23 protein-coding genes are annotated in these 21,373 nt (G+C 38.8%); 17 read left to right on the top strand and 6 right to left on the bottom strand.

The features are described 5' to 3' along the window. The first annotated feature begins 13 nt into the window (after positions 1 to 13). The 3 genes from BI350_RS10285 to recO are packed head-to-tail and all read left to right on the top strand — an operon-like array spanning position 14 to position 2,140. Positions 14 to 418: a cytidine deaminase gene (locus BI350_RS10285; RefSeq protein ID WP_075528030.1), complete on the top strand. Its 405-nt coding sequence runs from the start codon at positions 14 to 16 to the stop codon at positions 416 to 418. Further along, positions 405 to 1,319 (top strand): GTPase Era, encoded by a 915-nt coding sequence (era, locus tag BI350_RS10280; RefSeq protein ID WP_075528029.1) that lies wholly within the window; start codon positions 405 to 407, stop codon positions 1,317 to 1,319. Before BI350_RS10285 ends, era begins: the two co-directional genes overlap by 14 nt. A gap of 38 nt (positions 1,320 to 1,357) precedes the next feature. Continuing rightward, positions 1,358 to 2,140 carry a DNA repair protein RecO gene (gene recO / locus BI350_RS10275; protein ID WP_075528028.1) on the top strand — a complete coding sequence of 261 codons (783 nt, stop codon included), beginning with the start codon at positions 1,358 to 1,360 and terminating at the stop codon, positions 2,138 to 2,140. A 34-nt stretch (positions 2,141 to 2,174) separates the two neighbouring features. Here the strand turns inward: recO and BI350_RS10270 are convergent, their stop codons facing one another. Further along, positions 2,175 to 3,545, bottom strand: coding sequence for a glycine--tRNA ligase (locus BI350_RS10270; RefSeq protein ID WP_075528027.1), 1,371 nt, complete (start codon positions 3,543 to 3,545; stop codon positions 2,175 to 2,177). Between the two features lie 425 nt (positions 3,546 to 3,970). On the opposite strand from BI350_RS10270, the gene ccpN reads away from it, so the two are divergent. The 9 genes from ccpN to BI350_RS10225 all read left to right on the top strand — a co-directional run bounded on the left by ccpN (position 3,971) and on the right by BI350_RS10225 (position 13,191). Then, positions 3,971 to 4,600, top strand: a complete 630-nt coding sequence (gene ccpN / locus BI350_RS10265; RefSeq protein ID WP_075528026.1) for a transcriptional regulator CcpN — start codon at positions 3,971 to 3,973, stop codon at positions 4,598 to 4,600. A 9-nt stretch (positions 4,601 to 4,609) separates the two neighbouring features. Next, on the top strand, positions 4,610 to 5,425 hold the full coding sequence (locus BI350_RS10260; RefSeq protein WP_075528025.1) for a pyruvate, water dikinase regulatory protein: 816 nt from the start codon (positions 4,610 to 4,612) through the stop codon (positions 5,423 to 5,425). A gap of 512 nt (positions 5,426 to 5,937) precedes the next feature. Continuing rightward, on the top strand, positions 5,938 to 7,758 hold the full coding sequence (gene dnaG / locus BI350_RS10255) for a DNA primase (protein ID WP_075528024.1): 1,821 nt from the start codon (positions 5,938 to 5,940) through the stop codon (positions 7,756 to 7,758). Between the two features lie 34 nt (positions 7,759 to 7,792). After that, on the top strand, positions 7,793 to 8,923 hold the full coding sequence (gene rpoD / locus BI350_RS10250) for an RNA polymerase sigma factor RpoD (protein WP_075528023.1): 1,131 nt from the start codon (positions 7,793 to 7,795) through the stop codon (positions 8,921 to 8,923). Positions 8,924 to 9,019: 96 nt separating this feature from the next. Next, positions 9,020 to 9,565: a hypothetical protein gene (locus tag BI350_RS10245; protein WP_155767515.1), complete on the top strand. Its 546-nt coding sequence runs from the start codon at positions 9,020 to 9,022 to the stop codon at positions 9,563 to 9,565. A gap of 98 nt (positions 9,566 to 9,663) precedes the next feature. Further along, entirely contained in the window at positions 9,664 to 10,803 is a 1,140-nt protein-coding gene (locus BI350_RS10240; protein WP_075528021.1) for an acyl-CoA dehydrogenase, read from the top strand. 139 nt (positions 10,804 to 10,942) lie between these two features. Continuing rightward, complete coding sequence (cccA, locus tag BI350_RS10235) at positions 10,943 to 11,296, top strand: cytochrome c550 (RefSeq protein ID WP_075528020.1); 354 nt, start codon at positions 10,943 to 10,945, stop codon at positions 11,294 to 11,296. A gap of 87 nt (positions 11,297 to 11,383) precedes the next feature. Then, positions 11,384 to 12,076 (top strand): tRNA (adenine(22)-N(1))-methyltransferase, encoded by a 693-nt coding sequence (locus tag BI350_RS10230; RefSeq protein ID WP_155767514.1) that lies wholly within the window; start codon positions 11,384 to 11,386, stop codon positions 12,074 to 12,076. Then, complete coding sequence (locus tag BI350_RS10225) at positions 12,073 to 13,191, top strand: Nif3-like dinuclear metal center hexameric protein (protein WP_075528019.1); 1,119 nt, start codon at positions 12,073 to 12,075, stop codon at positions 13,189 to 13,191. Before BI350_RS10230 ends, BI350_RS10225 begins: the two co-directional genes overlap by 4 nt. 92 nt (positions 13,192 to 13,283) lie before the next feature. On the opposite strand, the gene BI350_RS10220 is transcribed toward BI350_RS10225, so the two are convergent. Both BI350_RS10220 and vrrA read right to left on the bottom strand, forming a co-directional pair. Next, a complete protein-coding gene (locus BI350_RS10220) occupies positions 13,284 to 14,255 on the bottom strand; it encodes a 4-hydroxy-3-methylbut-2-enyl diphosphate reductase (protein ID WP_075528018.1) in 972 nt (323 codons plus the stop codon). A 64-nt stretch (positions 14,256 to 14,319) separates the two neighbouring features. Beyond that, complete coding sequence (gene vrrA / locus BI350_RS10215; RefSeq protein WP_075528017.1) at positions 14,320 to 14,787, bottom strand: VrrA/YqfQ family protein; 468 nt, start codon at positions 14,785 to 14,787, stop codon at positions 14,320 to 14,322. A 114-nt stretch (positions 14,788 to 14,901) separates the two neighbouring features. Here vrrA and BI350_RS10210 point away from each other — a divergent pair, with 114 nt between their 5' ends. Together BI350_RS10210 and BI350_RS10205 are read left to right on the top strand one after the other, a co-directional pair. Next, positions 14,902 to 16,197: a DEAD/DEAH box helicase gene (locus BI350_RS10210; protein ID WP_075528016.1), complete on the top strand. Its 1,296-nt coding sequence runs from the start codon at positions 14,902 to 14,904 to the stop codon at positions 16,195 to 16,197. Positions 16,198 to 16,211: 14 nt separating this feature from the next. Continuing rightward, positions 16,212 to 17,102 (top strand): deoxyribonuclease IV, encoded by an 891-nt coding sequence (locus BI350_RS10205; protein ID WP_075529334.1) that lies wholly within the window; start codon positions 16,212 to 16,214, stop codon positions 17,100 to 17,102. Between the two features lie 92 nt (positions 17,103 to 17,194). Here BI350_RS10205 and BI350_RS10200 read toward each other — a convergent pair whose 3' ends face one another. After that, positions 17,195 to 17,446 carry a hypothetical protein gene (locus tag BI350_RS10200; protein WP_075528015.1) on the bottom strand — a complete coding sequence of 84 codons (252 nt, stop codon included), beginning with the start codon at positions 17,444 to 17,446 and terminating at the stop codon, positions 17,195 to 17,197. Between the two features lie 102 nt (positions 17,447 to 17,548). On the opposite strand from BI350_RS10200, the gene BI350_RS10195 reads away from it, so the two are divergent. From BI350_RS10195 to BI350_RS10185, 3 genes are read left to right on the top strand one after another with little or no spacing between them, the layout of a single operon-like run. Further along, positions 17,549 to 18,319 (top strand): metal ABC transporter ATP-binding protein, encoded by a 771-nt coding sequence (locus BI350_RS10195; RefSeq protein ID WP_075528014.1) that lies wholly within the window; start codon positions 17,549 to 17,551, stop codon positions 18,317 to 18,319. Then, on the top strand, positions 18,312 to 19,178 hold the full coding sequence (locus BI350_RS10190) for a metal ABC transporter permease (RefSeq protein WP_075528013.1): 867 nt from the start codon (positions 18,312 to 18,314) through the stop codon (positions 19,176 to 19,178). Before BI350_RS10195 ends, BI350_RS10190 begins: the two co-directional genes overlap by 8 nt. Further along, a complete protein-coding gene (locus BI350_RS10185) occupies positions 19,175 to 19,591 on the top strand; it encodes a Fur family transcriptional regulator (RefSeq protein WP_075528012.1) in 417 nt (138 codons plus the stop codon). The genes BI350_RS10190 and BI350_RS10185 overlap by 4 nt, the downstream gene beginning before the upstream one ends. Before the next feature lie 56 nt (positions 19,592 to 19,647). Here BI350_RS10185 and BI350_RS10180 read toward each other — a convergent pair whose 3' ends face one another. Then, positions 19,648 to 20,232 carry a 5' nucleotidase, NT5C type gene (locus BI350_RS10180; RefSeq protein WP_075528011.1) on the bottom strand — a complete coding sequence of 195 codons (585 nt, stop codon included), beginning with the start codon at positions 20,230 to 20,232 and terminating at the stop codon, positions 19,648 to 19,650. Beyond that, positions 20,229 to 21,353 (bottom strand): flavodoxin-dependent (E)-4-hydroxy-3-methylbut-2-enyl-diphosphate synthase, encoded by a 1,125-nt coding sequence (ispG, locus tag BI350_RS10175; protein WP_075528010.1) that lies wholly within the window; start codon positions 21,351 to 21,353, stop codon positions 20,229 to 20,231. The genes BI350_RS10180 and ispG overlap by 4 nt, the downstream gene beginning before the upstream one ends. Positions 21,354 to 21,373: the final 20 nt, after the last annotated feature.

Genomic DNA, 21,373 nt, shown 5'->3' with positions numbered 1-21,373 from the left:
GAGGAATCTATCTATGAAAGAAAAGTTAATTGAAGAATCTTTAAAGGCGAGGGAATTTGCTTACGTTCCTTATTCGAATTTTGCGGTAGGTGCTGCTTTATTAGGGAAGGATGGAAAAATATATCGAGGTTGTAATATCGAAAATTCATCATATGGCTTATCGAACTGTGCTGAGCGTACAGCGATTTTTAAAGCAGTATCTGAAGGTGTCCAAAACATGCAGGCCTTAGCGATAACAGGCGATACAGATAGCCCTATATCGCCTTGTGGAGCTTGTCGACAAGTGATTGCTGAGTTTTGTGATAGTACGATGCCTGTTTATTTAACGAATCTTAAAGGTGACCTGCAGGAAACAACAGTTGGCGCATTGCTTCCCGGCGCCTTTTCAAAGGAGGACTTTGCGGATGCAAGAAAATAATAAAGTTTTTAAATCTGGATTTATTTCCATTATTGGACGCCCGAATGTCGGGAAATCAACATTTTTAAACCGTGTCGTCGGACAAAAAATTGCCATTATGAGTGATAAACCGCAAACGACACGGAATAAAGTGCAAGGCGTTGTTACGACAGATGACGCACAAATGATTTATATTGATACACCAGGGATTCACAAACCAAAACATAGACTTGGCGACTTCATGGTGAAGGTAGCACGTAATACGCTGTCAGAAGTCGATATCATCATGTTTATGGTAAACGCAGAACAAAAAATCGGGCCAGGGGATCGTTTTATTATTGAGATGTTAAAAAATACGGACACACCCGTGTTTTTGATTATTAATAAAATTGATTTAGTGCATCCGGATGACTTGTTAGAAACAATTGTTTCTTATACATCAGAGTACGAATTTGCGGAAATTGTGCCAATTTCTGCGCTAAATGGAAATAATACCGAGAAATTATTAGAAACGCTCAAAACATATTTACCTGAAGGACCAAAATATTATCCGGATGAACAAGTTACTGACCATCCAGAACGTTTTATTATTTCTGAATTCATTCGAGAAAAGGTGCTGCACTTAACACGTGAAGAAATCCCACACTCCGTAGCCGTTGTGATTGAGCAAATAGAGCGTGAGAAGGACCGAGACATCGTGAATGTGATGGCGACAATTGTCGTTGACCGAGATTCACAAAAAGGAATTGTCATTGGAAAAAAAGGTGCCTTACTCAAAGAAATTGGAACGAAAGCAAGAAAAGATATTGAAATGCTATTAGGTTCGAGAGTGTTTCTTGAATTATGGGTGAAAGTGCAAAAAGATTGGCGTAATCGTCCGACCCGTTTAAAAGAGTTTGGGTTTAATGATGACGATTATTAAATCGACGAAGGTTAACTAAATAGAGGAGGGGCCAATCCTTGCTGAGCAAATGGGAAGGGATTGTGATTCGGACGATGCCATATGGCGAATCCAATAAAATTGTAACATTACTTACGCAAGAAGCAGGTAAAATTACTGTGATGGCCCGAGGTGCGAAAAAGCCTAGAAGTAAACTTGCAGCGGTTACGCAACCTTTTACCCACGGTTCTTTTCTAATTCGAAAAGGACGTGGGATGGGGACGTTATCGCAAGGTGAGCCGATTGAGTCGATGCGTTTTATTCGTGAAGATCTTGAAGCGACTTCTTATGCCAGTTATATCGTAGAAATTATTGATCGATTTACTGAGGAAAATAATCGAGTCGCTGGCGTGTATGAGTTATTGTCTGATGCTTTACATGCGATTAATGAGGAATATGATGCCGAGGCAATTACGCTATTTGTTGAATGGAAAATGATACGAGTTGGTGGAATTCATCCCGTATTGCATGAATGTACGAATTGCGGTGCAACGGATGGGGAGTTTGGTTTTTCATTTAAAGAAATCGGGTTCTTGTGTCATCGTTGTTTTCATATAGATACTTATGTTGTAAGGTTGACGCCTACACAAATAAAGCTGATTCGTACTTTTTATACCGTGCCAATCCATCGAGTTGGTAATTTATCATTAAAAAAAGATACAAAACAGTTAATGAAAAAGATTGTTAGGACAATTTACGATGAACAGCTAGGCGTATGGTTTAAATCGAGGAACTTTTTAGATAAACTCGAGGCGATGCCAGAATTATTACCTAAAAAAGAAAATCCGGAAAGCGAAGGATAATTCCTAAGCTTTCCGGATTTTTTTATATCATTAATTAAAATTTAAGGTGTTTTTGGATGTATGGAACAACTTCTTCAATTGGCATTCTTACTTGTTCCATTGAGTCACGGTGACGAACAGTAACCTGTTTATCCTCTTCTGAATCGAAGTCATATGTGATACAGAAAGGTGTCCCAATTTCATCTTGACGACGGTAGCGTCTACCGATGGATTGTGAATCGTCGTATTGAGTCGGGAAGTGTTTGCGTAATTCTGCATATACTTTATCCGCACTTTCAGATAGTTTTTTCGACAATGGAAGAACCGCAGCTTTAATTGGTGCTAGTGCTGGGTGGAAACGTAGTACTGTACGTTTATCATCATTCTCAAGCTCTTCTTCTGTGTAAGCATCCGTTAAGTATGCAAGCGTCACGCGATCTGCTCCAAGTGAAGGTTCGATACAATAAGGAATAAACTTCTCGTTTGTAACAGGGTCTTGATAATGGAAGTCTTCACCGGAAAACTCCATATGACGTTTTAAGTCAAAGTCTGTTCGGTTCGCAATTCCCCATAGTTCACCCCAACCAAATGGGAACTTGTATTCAATATCTACTGTTCCTTTTGAGTAGTGGGAAAGTTCATCTTCCGTGTGATCACGCAGGCGAATATTTTCCTCAGTCATCCCAAGGCTCAGTAACCAGTTTTTAGAGAATTCGCGCCAGTATTCATACCATTCGCCATCTTCACCTGGTTTACAGAAAAACTCTAATTCCATCTGTTCAAATTCACGTGTACGGAATGTGAAGTTTCCTGGTGTAATTTCGTTACGGAAACTTTTACCAATTTGTGCGATTCCGAAAGGCATTCTTTTACGCATTGAACGTTGAACGTTTTTAAAGTTCACGAAAATACCTTGTGCAGTTTCAGGACGCATATAAATGTCGTTTGCCGAAGAATCAGTTACACCTTGTGACGTTTTAAACATTAAGTTAAATTGACGAATGTCAGTGTAATCAAGTGCACCACATGAAGGACATGTAATTTCATGCTCATTAAGTAGTTCATTCATTTTTTCAAATGGAAGTCCATCAACAACAATTTCCATTCCTTTTGCTTCTAATGCATCTTCAATTAATTTGTCAACACGGTGACGTGATTTACACTTTTTACAGTCAATCATCGGGTCGTTAAAGTTGCTAGTGTGACCTGATGCTTCCCAAACTTTTGGATTCATTAAAATCGCTGCATCAAGTCCAACGTTATGCGGTGATTCTTGAACGAATTTTTGCCACCATGCTTTTTTAATATTGTTTTTCAATTCAATCCCTAGTGGACCATAATCCCACGTATTTGCTAGACCTCCATAAACCTCAGAGCCTGGGAAAACAAACCCTCTCGCCTTTGCTAAGTTAACGATTTTTTCCATTTAATCAACATTCCTTTCAAAAAAAATATGCACACATCCCTGGACATCATGTCCGAGGACGAGTGCATTATGACCCGCGGTTCCACCCCGATTGGCTAAATAATAGCCCTCTTTAAAAAGTGAATAGCTCCAGGATGCCTTTTCTTATCTAGTGTAGGCTCTCACTGTCCCTACTCGCTCGTTGTAGATAATACTTTATTTCCCTTCAACGCCTATAATTTTAAATATATATGAATTGTGTATTCATGATTTATTACGAAAGATTGTCCAAAAGGATGTTGCTAATTCAAAACTTATTGTAGCATGGTTCCGCTTTCTTAGCAATTAGGAGCATTTTCATATATAATAATTAAGTAATGGAAAATCGAAAAATAGTGCAAAGCATAATTTCAATTTAACGTAATGAACACTGAAGGCGGTGACATATGGAACTGAACAAGCGCCAAATGGACATTCTTGCTATTGTCAAAGAGAACGGCCCGATAACGGGAGAACAGATTGCAGTACGGTTAAATCTTGTACGCGCAACCATCCGTCCGGATCTTGCAATTTTAACAATGGCCGGCTATTTAGATGCTAGACCACGTGTTGGCTATTTTTATGCAGGAAAAAAACCTACACAGTCAATATCGGATAGCATGAATGCCATGAAGGTCGGTGATTTCCAATCAATGCCAGTTGTTGTATCGGAAAGTTTATCGGTATATGATGCAATCTGTCATATGTTTTTGGAGGATGTCGGAACGTTATTTGTTGTCGATAAATCATCTTTACTTACAGGCGTGTTATCGCGTAAGGATTTATTAAGAGCGACGATTGGAAACAAAGAATCCGAAAAAGTTCCCGTTCATATCATTATGACACGAATGCCAAATATTACTTATTGTACAAAGCAAGATACATTATTAATGGCTTCTAAATTAATGATTGATAAACAAATAGATTCCTTGCCAGTTATTCAAGATACAGGCGATGGACTGGAAGTTGTTGGTCGAATCACGAAAACAAACATTACCGCGGCCTTTTTATCTCTTGCGGATGACCACGAATTGTAGGAGGACAATATGAAAAAACTAACGATGTTCATCGTTTCTGACTCCGTTGGTGAAACTGCTGAGCTCGTTGCAAAGGCGGCAGCTAGTCAATTTAGAGAAGGACTTGAAACAGTCTCGCTAAAGCGATTTTCACATATTGAAGATGAAACGCAGTTAAACGAAATTGTATATTTAGCCAAAGCGCAACAGGCAGTAATTGTTTACACCCTTGTAAAAAGCTGTATGCGAAAAAAAATAAAAAAAGAATGCCAAGAAGCTGGGATTAACTGTATCGATTTACTAGGACCAATTGTAGAGCAACTTGGTATTGAATTGGGTGAAAAACCCTTAGAAGAGCCTGGACTTGTTAGACAACTAGATGAAGACTATTTCAAAAAAATTGATGCCATTGAATTTGCCGTGAAATACGACGATGGTCGAGATCCACGGGGAATCTTAAAAGCAGATATTGTCCTCATTGGTGTTTCTAGAACATCTAAAACCCCTTTGTCGCAGTATTTGGCACATCAACGATTGAAAGTTGCAAATGTACCACTCGTGCCAGAGGTCGAGCCACCTGAAGAATTATTTAAAATTGATCCAAAGAAGTGCTTCGCGCTCGTTATTTCGCCTCAAAAGTTAAATTCAATCCGTAAAGAACGACTTAAAGCGCTTGGTTTAAAAGACGATGCCAATTACGCACGGTTTGAAAGAATTGAAGAAGAAATTTCGCATTTTAATGCTGTGATTGATAATATTGGTTGTACGGTTATCGATGTAACAAATCGTGCAGTTGAAGAAACGGCGAATGTCATTATTACTGAATTGCAAGCAAATAGTAGATAACAAGAAGGACCTTCCATTTATAAGTGATGGACAGGTTCTTCTTTTCGGGAATATGGCTTTTCATTAAGCAATATATCTACCATTTGGATTATTTTGTGCTATCATGTAGAATGGTAGTTTCGAAGGTGAACGGAATTATATTATAAGACTTTTCTTTTATAGTAGATTGCTCCTATCTAAGCATGTAGTTAATTCTATACTTACTTTATCTGGATACTAGAATGAAAAAATGTTCTATTATTCGTTTATATTTAAGCGTATCATTGAAGCTATGCACGTGAAAAGCGTCCGTCTCCAGCAAAAATCAATTTGACGCAAATAAATGTGTATGTGATGTCAAAGTCGATTTATAGTATTTTACTAGTATTAAAAAAGCAAATAAGTACCATTATAAGAATGATGATGCGATGTTATGAAAATTTATTTTAAAAAATGTCGAAAAAAGAAGGGTTTTTGAATAAAATCTCGAACTAAGTAAATATAGCGAGAAATGAGTAGGAAATGGTGATTGAATGGCAAGAATTCCGGAAGAAATGATTGAGGAAATACGCACGAAAACGGATATTGTCGATTTAATTGGTGAATATATTCAATTAACGAAGAGAGGGAAAAACTGGTTCGGTCTTTGTCCTTTCCACGGCGAAAATACACCATCCTTTTCGGTTTCAGAAGATAAACAGCTCTTCCACTGTTTTGGTTGCGGTGCAAGCGGAAATGCAATTACTTTTGTCATGGATCTTGAAAGTCGCACTTTTACTGAGACAATCAGTAAACTAGCCGAACGAATTGGTGTCGGGATAGATGTTATACCGGTAGGCGGCTCGGGTCATACTAATCAACAAGAGTTTAAACAGATGATGGACGCACACGCACTTGCGACTAATTTTTATAGCCATATACTCTTAAATACTGTCGAAGGTGAAAAAGCACTAGAATATCTTGAAAAAAGAGGATTCTCGAGGGCAAGTATAGAAAAATATGGTATCGGATGGGCATTAGATGATTTTGAAGCATTATCTGGCTTATTAAAAAGAAAAGGCTTTAATATGCAGGAAATGGAACGTTCAGGACTTTGTATTATGAAAGACGATGGGACAGGCTATTTTGACAGATTCCGTGGACGTATTATGTTTCCGCTTTGGGATGATACTGGAAACGTCATCGCTTTTTCCGGACGCTCCCTTTATGAGGATAAAGAAGTTGCAAAATACTTGAATAGTCCTGAGACGCCGATATTTGAAAAGGGTAAAGTATTATATAATTTGCACAATGCACGTCTTAACATAAGAAAAACGGGTAAAGTAATACTGTTTGAAGGTTTTATGGATACGATCTCCGCAGACCATGTTGATGTCGGAAATTCTGTAGCAATTATGGGAACGTCTCTTTCCGAATCACATTTGTTAAAACTAAAAAGAATTGCGAAAGAATTAATTATTTGTTGTGACGGTGATAGTGCTGGTTGGGAAGCCGCGAAGCGGTTTGCGACAATTGCCAACGCAAACGGGATGAACATTCGTATCGCACTTTTGCCAAATGATATGGATCCGGATGAATTTATTCAAGAATATGGCGGTGAAGCTTTCCGTGAACAAATTATCGGAAATCCACACTCATACATGTCATTTATTATGGCGTATGCAAAACGGTCTAAAAACCTATCCTATGAAAACGATGTATTGCAATTCATTCACGAAGTACTAGAAGAATTAGCGTTACGCCCGTCTCCAGTGGAAAGGGATTTATATATCCGACAATTATCGGAGGAGACCAATGTTTCAGTTGAGGCGATTAACCAACAGTTTATCAAAATGGCGGGAAATCGGGCAAGGCAGGCGAAAGCCGATTCTATGTCTCCTACTGTAGAGAGCAGAAACATGCCGTCAGTTCCTAAAACTCGACAAAAAACGGGAACTGAACGAGCAGAGAGATTGTTATTGCACCATTTACTAAATGACGGCTCTCTTTTTGATCGCTTCAAAGAAGAAAAAAGAGAAGTGTTTTTTCATGAAGATTACGCAACGATATTCGTACGTCTTGCCGGATTTTACGAGCAATATAAAAAACCAGATTTTCACCGTTTTGCTGAATCCATAGAAGATCGCGAGTTAAGAAAATTAGTCCTTGAAGCTGCGCTGTTGGAATCTGATTCTGACCATGCTGAAAAGGAAATTGAAGATTGTATAATCCATCTTGAAAAAAAGCGGATAGAAATAGCTATCCAAGAAAAAATGCACGAATCTAAAGAAGCAGAAAGAGTCAATAATCATACCCGGGCGCTGGAGCTGGCCAGGGAAATTATTCAGCTTCGAAATTCATTAGCGGCTTTGTAGCCATAATCCGGTGTTAGGAGGAGGAACGGGTAAGATGAGTAAAAAAGATATTTCATCAGAAGTTAAAGTAGAATTAACATTAAAAGAAGTGCAGCAGCAGTTAGTGGAAGCAGGGAAGAAAACAGGTGAACTTACACTTGATGAAGTAACAGATAAATTATCACAATTTGAAATGGAACCAGAACAATTTGAGGAATTCCTTGACTTGCTTGAAGCTGAAGGGGTAGAAATGGACCGAGAATCAGATGATGAAGAAGAGGAAAATGCTTCAAAGAAAGCAAAAGAAGAAGACGATTCCAAAATGGATTTAAATGATTTAAGCGTCCCTCCTGGCGTCAAAATTAATGATCCCGTTCGTATGTACTTAAAAGAAATTGGCCGTGTTGAACTATTGACCGGTGATGAAGAAGTTGCACTTGCGAAGCGTATCATTGAAGGTGACGAGGAAGCTAGTAAAGAATTAGCAGAAGCAAACTTACGACTGGTTGTCAGTATTGCTAAGCGTTATGTAGGTCGCGGCATGCTTTTCCTGGATTTAATTCAAGAAGGAAACATGGGACTTATTAAGGCAGTCGAAAAATTTGACCATACAAAAGGATTTAAATTCAGTACGTATGCGACATGGTGGATTCGTCAAGCAATTACACGTGCGATTGCAGACCAAGCAAGAACAATTCGTATTCCAGTTCATATGGTGGAAACGATTAACAAATTAATTCGTGTTCAACGTCAATTACTGCAAGATCTAGGACGCGAACCTACACCTGAAGAAATTGGTGAAGAAATGGAATTGACCGCAGATAGAGTCCGTGAAATTTTGAAAATCTCACAAGAACCTGTCTCTCTCGAAACACCAATTGGTGAAGAAGACGATTCTCATTTAGGTGATTTTATCGAAGACTCTGAGGCACAGTCTCCTTCAGATCACGCTGCTTACGAGTTATTAAAAGAACAACTTGAAGATGTGCTTGATACATTAACGGATCGAGAGGAAAATGTACTTCGTCTTCGATTCGGTCTCGACGATGGACGCACAAGAACACTTGAAGAAGTGGGGCGTGTATTTGGCGTAACGCGTGAACGAATTCGTCAAATTGAGGCGAAGGCATTACGTAAATTAAGACACCCGTCAAGAAGTAAACGTCTTAAAGATTTCTTAGAATAAAAAACAACCTAACAAAAGCATCGGCGTTTCTCTAGCCGGTGCTTTTTTAAAGCTTAGGGATGTCGTCTTTTGCTATTATTCGGAGGTGATGATTTTATGAATGAACATAGGAAAAAAATTATTCTTTCCGAAATTAAATACTGGAAACAAAACAATTTGTTACCAGGGCGTTATTGTGATTTTCTTACAACTTTATACGCGCAGGGTGATGAACAACATAAAGAAGAAGGGAACATTACTTCTTCTATCTTACATAAGGAAAAAAAGAAACAAAAACTTTCGGTACTGTTCATCCTATTCATCGGTATTCTTTTAGCTATGGTCATGCTATTTATCGATAATAAGTTCGCATTATTATTTGGCGCTATCGGTATTATTATTTTATTAAGTTTTGCAACTTTCAAATCTAGCAAACAATCGATTATCTTGCCGACCATCTATATAGTAATTGCACTGTTATTATTACTCATGTCACTGAAATTATGGTCGGTGTTTTTTTCTCAACAACCGATAATTTTGATTAGTTTGCTCATATTCAATTGCGTCATTTGGCTGTTTGCGGGTCGTTTATTAAAGTTGTTATATTTTACACTTTCAGGTGCAATAGGGCTTATATGTATTATAGCATACCTAGTCTTTTAATTCTGAATTAATTTTTTATTAGTTGCCAGGTTGTTAAACAGTCCGACTATTCGTTATAATGGTAATTGTAAGTGTTAACGGAAAAGGGGATGGGAAAGTTGAATTTTGATTTAACAGAAGAACAACAAATGATTAAGAAAATGATTCATGAGTTTTCGACTGAAGAAGTTGCACCGGGGGCAGTAGAACGGGATCGAACAAAAGAATTTCCAATCGAAATTTTTAAGAAGCTTTCAGAAATGGGCATGATGGGCTTACCATTTCCGGAACAATATGGGGGAGGCGGAGCTGATACAATCAGTTTTGCTATTGTAACGGAAGAATTAAGCCGTGCATGTGCTTCGACAGGGATTACCTATTCAGCTCATATTTCTTTAGGGGGCGCACCACTACACTTATTCGGAACAGAGGAGCAAAAAGAAAAGTATCTAACGCCGATTTGTACTGGCGAATCTTTTGGCGCTTTCGGATTAACTGAACCAAATGCAGGATCTGATGCGGGGGGGACGCAAACGACTGCGAAAGAAGATGGCAATAATTTCATTATTAACGGTTCAAAAGTATATATAACGAATGCAAGTTATGCGAACCATTTAGCATTAACAGCTGTCACAGATATTAAGGATGGTAAAAAAGAAATTAGTGCAATTATCGTCCCGACAAATGCCGATGGATTTAAAATCATCGATAATTATGAGAAAATGGGTTTAAATGCTTCCAATACGACAGAGCTTGTTTTGGATAATGTTCGAGTACCAAAGGAAAATTTACTCGGAGAGCGCGGAAACGGATTTAAACAGTTTCTAGTGACGTTAGATGGCGGGAGAATAGGTATCGGAGCAATGGCTGTCGGAATTGCTCAAGCGGCTTTTGATCGCGCATTACAGTATTCAAAAGAACGTAAGCAGTTTGGGAAAACTTTATCGCAATTTCAAATTACTCAATTTAAATTAGCTGATATGGCAATGAAAATTGAGTTGGCTCGAAACATGGTTTATAAAGCAGCATGGTTGAAAGATCAAGGTCGTCCGTTTACGAAAGAAGCGGCAATGTGTAAATTATATGCTTCTGAAATTGCGATGGAAATCGCAAATGAAGCAATTCAAATTCATGGCGGCTATGGTTATATGAAAGAATATGAAGTTGAGCGATATATGCGTGATGCAAAACTATTGGAAATAGGTGAAGGTACCTCGGAAGTTCAACGAATGGTGATTGCTAGACTTATCGGGTGCTAAATTGTGAACTTTTTGTCAAAAATGTGTGAACCGATGAATAATTTCTGGAAATCGCTTTCAGTTTAGTAGTATATACAGTACAATAATAGTTGTGTACTATATTTATTACAGAATTGATGTTGATAAGGAGGGTTATTCGATGGGTAAGAATCCGATAGTCCCTTTTCTCCTAATCATGGGATTAGGAATTGGACTTATCTTCTTCATGTCCTTATACGGACTTGACCAAAAAGATGAAATCGCAAATGCCGATACTGAAAATGCAGAAGTAGCAGCTGACTTTGATGCGGAATCTTTTTCAAATGCGAAATGTGTTTCTTGTCACGGTGGAAACCTAGAAGGTGGAGGAGCACCGGGATTAGTAGGCACTGCTTTATCTAAAGAAGAGCTTAAAGACATTATGAAAAACGGTACAGATGGTGGAATGCCAGGTGGTCTAGTTCCAGATGCTGATTTAGATGCAATGGCGGACTATATTTTATCGCTTGAATAATCACACCAATAAGAAAAGCCATCTATCAGTAGGACAAACTACTGATAGATGCTTTTTTATTTCAAAGATAGAGATGGAGTTGGTTTAATGATAAATTTATCAAAAAGATTACAGGTTGTAGCTTCTTATGTTAAGCAAGATGCGATTCTCGCGGATATCGGTAGTGATCACGCTTACTTACCGACATATCTTGTTCAAAAAGGTGTTATACAAAAAGCAGTTGCGGGGGAGGTTGTAAAAGGACCTTATGAATCCGCAGTAAAAAATGTTCAGCGTGAAAATGTGTCGGATGCTGTTACGGTAAGGTTAGCAAATGGTCTATTTGCCATCCAAGACGGGGATGGTGTAGATACAGTTAGTATTGCTGGTATGGGAGGCCCTTTAATCGCTAAGATTTTAGAAGAAGGGAAGTCGCTCTTAACATCGGTTAAGCGCATCATTACACAACCGAATATTCATGCAAAAGCAATTCGGGAATGGTCAGTAGACAATGGCTGGTCAATCATCGATGAAAAGATTCTAAAAGAAGACGGTAAAATTTATGAAGTCGTTGTCTTAGAGAAAGGAAATGCTTCCTACAGCGAAACAGACCTTTTGTTAGGACCGATTCTATCAAAAGAAAAAGATGAAGTATTTAATGAGAAATGGCAACACGAAATCAAACAATGGAAACATATCGTACAATCTTTGGGTGATGCGAAAAATAATCCAATTGTTGAAGAGAAGAGAGACCAATTAAATAATCAGATTCAATTAGTAGAAGAGGTGTTGCAGAAGTGAAAAATGTAAATGGCCATGAAATCATTCATTTATTCGAACAATGGTCACCAAAATCTTATGCACTTGAAGGAGATCCTGTGGGGGTTCATATAGGTCAATTGAATCGCCCAGTCGATAAAGTGCTTGTAACGCTCGATGTGAATGAACAGGTTGTGGATGAAGCCATTGAAGTAGGAGCAAGCCTAATTATCGCTCATCACCCGCCAATTTTTAAACCATTAAAAAACATTGCGACAGATACCGTACAAGGTCGTATGTTTGAAAAATGTATTAAACATGATATTACCATTTACGCAGCACATACGAATTTAGATGTTGCAAAAGGCGGCGTAAATGATATGCTTGCAGGAAAACTTGGCCTCGTTAACACAAAGGTGATGGAACAAACCTACTCAGAAGCGCTTTATAAAATGATTGTATTTTGTCCTGTAACACATGCAGAAGAAATGCGTACAGCTTTAGGACATGCTGGTTCCGGGGCTATCGGTGAATATACGGCATGCAGCTTTACATCTGAAGGGGCTGGGCGTTTTACACCTGTAGACAATGCAAATCCATATATTGGTCAAGTAGGTAAGGAAGAGGTTGTTGCTGAGGAAAAAATTGAAGTGATTGTGCCAGCAACGGTTCGGAATCGCGTATTAAAAGCGATGTTAAATGCTCACCCATACGAAGAACCAGCATATGACCTGATAAAACTTGAACAACGGGGGAATACGCTCGGTTTAGGAAGAGTTGGAGAACTAGAAGAACCTCTTACGTTGGATGCATTTGCGTCGGGAGTGAAAGACATCTTTCAAGTGCCAGCGTTACGATTCGTCGGCAATCCGAAGAAAATGATTCGCAAAGTCGCTGTCTTAGGTGGCGATGGCAATAAGTACATTCATGCTGCGAAAAGAAGTGGCGCTGACGTACTTGTAACTGGAGATCTTTATTATCATGTTGCGCATGATGCCGAATCGATTAATCTGGCTGTTGTAGATCCTGGTCATAATATAGAAAAAGTAATGATTGAAGGTGTCGCAAATTATATGCAACAAGCGTGCGATGAGGCTAAGTTTGCTGTCAACTTCATCAAATCTGAAGTGATTACAGAGCCATTCCAGTTTAAATAGAAAAACTGTCTATCCAATGCAGTTATCGCCTAAAATTAGACGTGAAAAATCGGTCTCTTGTTAATTAAGAGACCGATTTTTTGTTGAACAATTTATACGTACGGTTCAATACGTTCTACCGGTGTCGGATTTTTAATCCTTGGTAAAATTTTATTTAACTCGAATTTTTTCTCAGGTATATGAGTAGAAGGATCTTCTGGATCGAATTTCTCTAAAAATTGCATGACTTCACGCACAACAATTGTAGGTGTTGATGCACCTGCAGTCACCGCAACTGTTTCAATACCTTCTAGCCAACTAATATCGATTTCTGAGACGTCAGATACTCGATATGAAGGTGTATTTGCAATTTCTACAGAGACTTGCGTTAAGCGGTTCGAGTTGTTGCTAGATGGGTCTCCAACAACGATGAGTAAGTCAGCTTCTCCTGCTTGTTCTGCAACTGCTTCTTGTCTAACCTGAGTTGCTAAACAAATTTCTTTATGCTGCTCGATATGTGGATATTTTTCTTTCAGCGCTTCCATTAAATGTGCGACATCCCATTGACTCATCGTCGTTTGGTTTGTAACAAGCAACTTGTCATTATCGACATTTAAACTTTCGATGTCTTCGGGTGTTTCAATTAAGTGTACCTTATCTGGTGCCACGCCCATAGCACCTTCTGGCTCGGGGTGGTAACGTTTTCCAATATAAATGATATCATAGCCTTCAGCAGTTTTCTCTGCAATTAAATCATGCGTTACCGTAACATCTGGGCATGTTGCATCAATCGAAACTAGACCTTTTCTTTTTGCTAATTCCCTGACAGCTGGTGAAACGCCATGAGCCGTGAAAATAACTGTTCCTTTTTCGGCTTTCTCTAAAATTTCTAAACGGTTTTTTCCGTCTAATGTAATAATCCCATCTTCTTCAAATGCGTCCGTAACGTGTTTGTTATGAACAATCATTCCTAATATATAAATGGGTCTCGGTAATGTTTTGTCGAGCGCCGCATTTCGTGCGATAATCATTGCATCGACAACCCCATAACAATAACCTCTCGGGGTAATCTTCAACACTTTCATCCAACTCACTCCTCTAATAGGATTCTATATTCTATTATAGCGGAGTTAGAATCGTTGTTCAAAGTTAAGGGCTAGGCGGTTGGAATATTCTAGGTACGGAAGCAGTTGTACTAGCCGCTTGCGCCGACGACTGAGCTACCGACTGAGCCGCGGATGCAGTTTGACTGGCTAGGTTAGATGCACCTGCATTTGGCATAGATTGAAATCCTTTGTATAATCTCCACATTGCAGGTAAATTACTAATCATTGGGGCAACCTGTTGAACGATGGGAGCGAATTGTTGGGCCGTATTTAAAAAGCGATCTGCCGTTTCCATATAAGCATCTAGTTTGGATGGTCCTTGCCCTCCGGTTTGACCTGGTATACTATTGTTTGGTGCTTGTGGCGCCCCCATGGCTTGTGGCGCCCCCATGGCTTGCGGTGGTCCCTGATTTTGGACAGGGGGTAAATAATGCATATTCGGGTTGAAATATTGTTGCCTCATATGAGGTGGCTGGTTGTGTGCGAACGGATAAAATGATTCGTATCTCACAATAAAACTCCTTTCATTAAATCTGAATAAACTTTCATATCTTATCGTATGCGAAAAAGACATACGATGGGACAGAATCATGTTACAATAGACAATAAGTAAGGAGGCATCATTATGTCTAAATTCACTGATTATAACTTTCAACCATTTCTTCGGGAAGCAATTCGAAAACTTGGTTTTGAAAATCCAACACCAATTCAAAAAGAGATGATACCGCTTATATTAAGAGGTACATCAGCGATTGGACAAGCACATACTGGAACTGGAAAATCACATAGTTTTCTTATTCCAATTGTAGAGCGTATAAATGAAAGTTCGAACGACTTGCAAGCAATCATTACCGCGCCAACTCGAGAACTTGGGGCTCAATTATATGATGAATTGTTAAAGTTGACAGAAGGCACTGAAATTCGTTCAGCTATTTTAATTGGGGGAACAGATAAAGAGCGTGCTGCAAGCCGTTTAAAATCTAACCCGCACATTGTAGTTGGAACGCCAGGCAGAATTAATGATATGGCACAAAGTAATACACTTTTAGTCCATACGGCAAATATGCTTGTAATCGATGAAGCAGATCTCGCATTTGATATGGGCTTTATTGAGGACATCGATAAATTTGCATCCAGAATGCCTGAGCATCTTGAAATGTTTGTTTTTTCAGCGACAATTCCGGAAAAACTCAAACCATTTCTCAATAAGTATATGGAATCACCTGCACATATTAAAATAGGTAAGCGTCAATCCTTCACGGAAGGCATCCATTATTCACTTGTTCCAGTACGAAGTATGAAAAAAGAGAAAAAATTATTGCAAGTACTTGAAAGTATTACACCCTATTTGGCGATTATTTTTACCAATACACGTAAAAATGCGGAAGAGCTTGCAAGCTTTTTGGAACATGAAGGGATTAAAACGGGAAGAATCCATGGAGATTTATCTCCACGTGAACGGACGCGCATGATGAGAAGAGTTCGTGATTTAGAATTTGAATATATCGTGGCGACAGATTTAGCGGCTAGAGGGATTGATATTCCAGGTGTAAGCCATGTGATTAATTTCGAAATCCCCGACGATCTAGAATTTTTTATCCACCGTGTAGGACGTACAGCAAGAGCGGGGCTTGAAGGACACGCAATTACGCTTTACGAACCGACGGATGAAGATAAAATAACGAATATCGAAAAACTAGGCATTCCATTCGTTCATGAAGATGTCAAAAATGGCGAGTGGAGTGAAGTGAAAGAACGTCACGCCCGGAAAAAACGTACGAAACAATTCGATGAAATTGACCGTCAAGCAGTGGCTTTTGTACGAAAACCTAAAAAAGTAAAGCCTGGATATAAAAAGAAAATGGCGAAACAAATTGAAAACTTTAAGAGACAAGAAAGGAGAAAGCAACGAAGAAAATGACGAAAAAACAATCATTGCTCCTAGGCTCACACGTATCAATGAGTGGCAAGAAAATGTTGCTTGGCTCAAGTGAGGATGCTGTTAAGTACGGAGCAACTACTTTTATGATTTATACAGGCGCTCCTCAAAATACACGGAGAAAGCCTGTTGAGGAACTAAATATTGAAGCTGGCCAAGCACATATGGCAGAACATGGCATTTCAAATGTTGTCGTGCATGCACCGTATATTATTAATATCGCAAATACGACGAAACCGGCAACATTCCAACTTGGCGTTGATTTTTTACAACAAGAAATCGAGCGAACTGCTGCACTCGGCGTGAATCAAATTGTTTTACATCCGGGTGCACATGTCGGCGCTGGGGTCGATCAAGGAATTGCGAAAATTATTGAAGGCTTAAATGAAGTCCTTTCACAAGATTATCCTGTTAAAATAGCATTAGAAACAATGGCAGGCAAAGGAACAGAGATTGGTAGAAATTTTGAAGAAATCGCGAGAATAATAGATGGTGTTACCCATAACGAAAGACTGTCTGTTTGTTTTGATACGTGTCACGTTCATGATGCTGGTTACGACATTGTAAACCAATTTGATGACGTACTTCATGAGTTTGATAGTCTCATTGGAAAAGAACGTATTTCAGTTATTCACGTTAATGATAGTAAAAATGAACGTGGAGCAGGCAAGGACCGCCACGAAAATCTTGGATTTGGATATATCGGTTTTGATGCACTCCATAATATCGTTCATCATTCAGACTTCGTAGACATTCCGAAGATATTAGAAACACCGTTCGTAGGTGTTGATCCTAAAAAGAAACATGCACCTTATCAAGTGGAAATTGAAATGTTACGAGAAGGAATTTATCAACCTGAAAAGATTGAACAACTGAAACAGTCTTAAAATGAAAAAGCCCATCGCTTGGATGGGCTTTTCACTTGTAAAATGATGGAGATAGAATAATGATTGCTCTATTCATAATAAGAGATAGTCACTTACCGACGTGTAGCGTTTATATACATTTTAAGTAGATCATCTGTTTTCGATGCCCCAATTACTTGTTGTACTTTATAGACAAAACTATCGGGAATTCCTGTGAAAATCCAATGAAAAGAAATATCGTCTAATAATGGCCGTAGCGCTCTAATTTCTGAAATTGAAAAGTCTACCCCGTAGGAAGATGCAATTGATTGAACTTCACGATCACTGCTCATTTTCACTTCATTTAGAAACTGAACAAAATCCATTTCACAATCCCTCTTTCTTAATTGGTTGAATCCAAAGCCATTTTCAGTTATAATTTTTTTATTAATCGTAATGATTTCGATTACGTGGAAGGGAACTACTTTATGAACACACTTATTGAACTGAAGGACGTTAACTTTAGTTATGAACAACGTGTCGTCCTTGAACATATTGATTTCAAACTTAAAGAAGGTGAGTTTTGGGCATTAATTGGTCCGAATGGTTCAGGAAAATCAACGCTCATTAATATTATTTTAGGTTTACTGAAACCAGATAGGGGATCTATTAAACTTTTTGGTGATGATATCGAGCGTTTTCGGCATCGAGAGCTGATTGGTTATGTTTCGCAAAAATCGAATTCTTTTAATAGCGGTTTCCCAGCAACTGTTTTGGAAGTTGTGCGCAGTGGGCTTACACGTAAAAAAGGACTTTTTAAACGATTTTCAAAACATGATCATGAAAAAGCGATAACTGCACTTAAAGTTGTCGGTATGGAGAATTTTGCGCGTAATAATATTGGTGAATTATCCGGGGGACAACAACAACGCGTTTTTATCGCAAGGGCACTTGCAGGTGAGCCGAAACTTTTAGTAATGGATGAACCAACAGTTGGAATAGACCAACAAAATGTCGCATCGTTTTATTCTATGCTGAACAGGCTAAACGGTGAACACGGGATTGCAATTTTACTTGTTACGCATGAAGTTGATATTGTTACTGAACTGGCTACACACGTCGCTTGCTTAAATCGTTCTATCCATTTTCATGGAATGCAGTCCGAATTTCACAGGATGGGAACTGAAGAAATCTCAAAATGGTATGGTCATCCAGTGAGACGTGTCCACCAATATGAAGGGGGACAAATGAATGATTGAAGCAATTTTATCTTATGAATTTTTACAAAATGCTTTCCTGTCTGGAATTATCATCGGTCTAATTGCCCCGTTATTAGGGTTATTTATTGTCGTGAGACGACTTGCACTTATCGCAGATGCATTGAGTCATGTAGCGCTTGCGGGGATTGCTGGAAGTCTTTTTTTAAGTCAACAGGTACTTTTTTTTAGTGCATTAAATCCTGTTTATTTTGGAATTGGAACTGCCGTTGGCGGGTCACTTCTAATCGAAAAATTAAGAGGCATGTACAGACATTACGAAGAACTAGCAATTCCAGTAATCTTATCGGCGGGAATCGGTCTAGGAGCGATATTTATTTCGCTTTCTAAAGGATTTAGTGCTGATTTAATTGGTTATTTATTTGGCTCTGTCTCTGCAGTAAGTCGTCAGGACTTAATGGTTGTCATTATAATTGCAATCATTGTAATCGCATTTATTTATTTCTTATATAAAGAGCTTTTCGTGTTATCATTCGATGCAGAGTACTCTAAGGTCTCGGGAATTAATGCCCGCTATATTCAATTGTTTTTCATGGTCATTACAGCACTTGTCATTGGAGCATCTATGAGAATCGTTGGTATTCTACTCGTATCTTCTTTAATGACTGTTCCGGTTGCAGCCGCCATGCAATTGGCGAAAAGCTTTAAAGGTGCGATGATTTATTCGATTGTACTAGGCGAGATGGCGGTTTTGATAGGGCTTGTAAGTGCTTTTTATTTGGACATAGCCCCAGGTGGGACGATTGTTGTGACATCGATACTATTACTGCTGCTTGTCATCGGTTGGAAAAAAATCCGTGGTGAAAGAAATATTCTTCTGGAGAAGGAGGAAGTCGCATGAATTTAGATGAGGCGTGGAAAATCCTTCAAAAAAACGAATTCAAACGAACGAAGAATCGGGATGTGATTCTTCAATTTTTCGCTGCACATAACCGCTATTTAACCGCGGGTGACGTGAAGCTTCATATGGAAAAAGATAATCCCGGGATAAGCTTTGATACTATCTATAGAAATTTAGCAACTTTTACGGAGCTCGGAATTTTAGAGGAAACTGAATTAACTGGAGAGCGCCATTTCAGAATGCATTGTGAACCCGGCGTGCACCATCATCATTTTATTTGTACGTTATGTGGTGTGACACGCAACATTCCTGAGTGTCCCATGGACATCCTTTCCATCGATCTTTCAAATTATGAGATAGAATCACATAAATTTGAAGTATACGGCAAGTGTCCACAATGTATTGCGAGTTAATGAACTGTATAAAAAACGGTGTTCAAACATTAAGTTGTTTGAACACCGTTTTGTTTTTATTCGTTTGATGGAGTGATTGGGAAAAGATTTCCAATCCATTCATTCGCTTCTTGCCAATTTGTAACACGTATGACGCCTTCTGGAATCGGTTTTCGATTATAAGGTGTATCGAATAAGAGTACCGGAATATCCAGCTCCTCGTGGATGTCAACAGCATTATCATGTTTATCTTCAAAGAAAGCATGAACACCATGTTTCTTTGCGGCTTCTATTTTATAATGACTACCAATGAGTTCTATATGGTCATAGGGAATAGCTTCTCGTTCAAACCAGTTCGTCGTTGTATTAAAAACGTTTTCCCCACGTGCAGAAATGTAAAACAATTCATAGTGATTATTCCAAGCATCTAATACTTTTTTTGCATACTCTTGAGGAGGAGAAGTGTCATAAATCTCACTCTCAACAGTTTTATACCATGTATAAAACTGTTTTTCATCGACTGAGAATGCTTTTGTTAAGTCATATTCCTTAATATCATCGAGCACTAAGTTAAGATTATAGGCTTTATTAATATGGGGAAGTAGAGAGGTCGGACAAGTTACTGTGCCGTCAATATCGATCCCAAAACGGAAAGGTTTCAATTTTGAACCTCCGCTTGTAATGCTAATTCTTCTTGACGTTTCTTTTCAAAATACTCTTCTGCTAGCTTGTCGATTTCAATCTTCAACTCTTCCACCATTGTTTCTTCAGGTACTTTACGAACAGTTTTACCTTTCATGAAGAGTAAGCCTTCCCCACGGGCACCTGCAATTCCAATATCGGCTTCACGTGCTTCTCCAGGCCCGTTAACTGCGCAACCAAGAACAGCAACTTTCAGAGGTGCTTTAATATTTGAGATGTATTCTTCCACTTCATTCGCAATGCTAATTAAATCAATTTCAATTCTTCCGCATGTCGGGCATGAAATTAAAGTAGCTGCATCTGAAGAAAGTCCGAATACTTTTAGTAATTCTCTTCCCACTTTTACTTCTTCAACTGGGTCAGCACTTAGAGATACACGTAGTGTGTTTCCAATCCCAGCGGACAATAATGTTCCGAGACCCGCTGAACTTTTAACAGTTCCCGCAAATTGCGTTCCGGATTCCGTAATCCCTAAATGTAGGGGATAGTCGAACGCAGCTGCCGCCTTCATATAAGCTTCAACAGCTAAGTTTACATCTGAAGCTTTTAGGGAAACAATAATATCATGGAAATCAAGATCTTCTAAAATTTTAATGTGATGGAGCGCACTTTCTACCATTCCATCTGCCGTTGGATAGCCATATTTTTCTAGAATTTTTCGCTCTAGAGATCCGGCGTTAACACCGATTCGAATAGGGATTCCTTTTGCTTTTGCAGCATTCACAACTGCTTCAACTTTTTCCCTTCTTCCGATGTTCCCCGGGTTAATTCGAATTTTATCTACGCCTTGTTCAATCGCAATGAGAGCCAGTTTATAATCAAAATGGATATCTACTACGAGAGGTATGTTAATTTGTCTTTTAATTTCACCTAAAGCGTTCGCTGCTCTTTCATCTGGGCAGGCAACTCGAATAATTTGCACCCCAGCTTCTTCTAGTCGCAAAATTTCTTTAACTGTTGCTTCTACATCATGTGTTTTTGTCGTTGTCATACTTTGGACGAAAAGTTCGTTGTTCCCGCCGATTGTTAAATTGCCGACACGAACGGGGCGTGTTTTCGTACGGTGTATAATTTCACTCATTCATGTTCACTCCTTAAAAA

The organism is Sporosarcina ureilytica (assembly GCF_001753205.1).
GTDB lineage: Bacteria > Bacillota > Bacilli > Bacillales_A > Planococcaceae > Sporosarcina > Sporosarcina ureilytica.
Note: the sequence above shows the minus strand (reverse complement) of the source record. Positions and strands in the feature narration are given on the sequence as shown.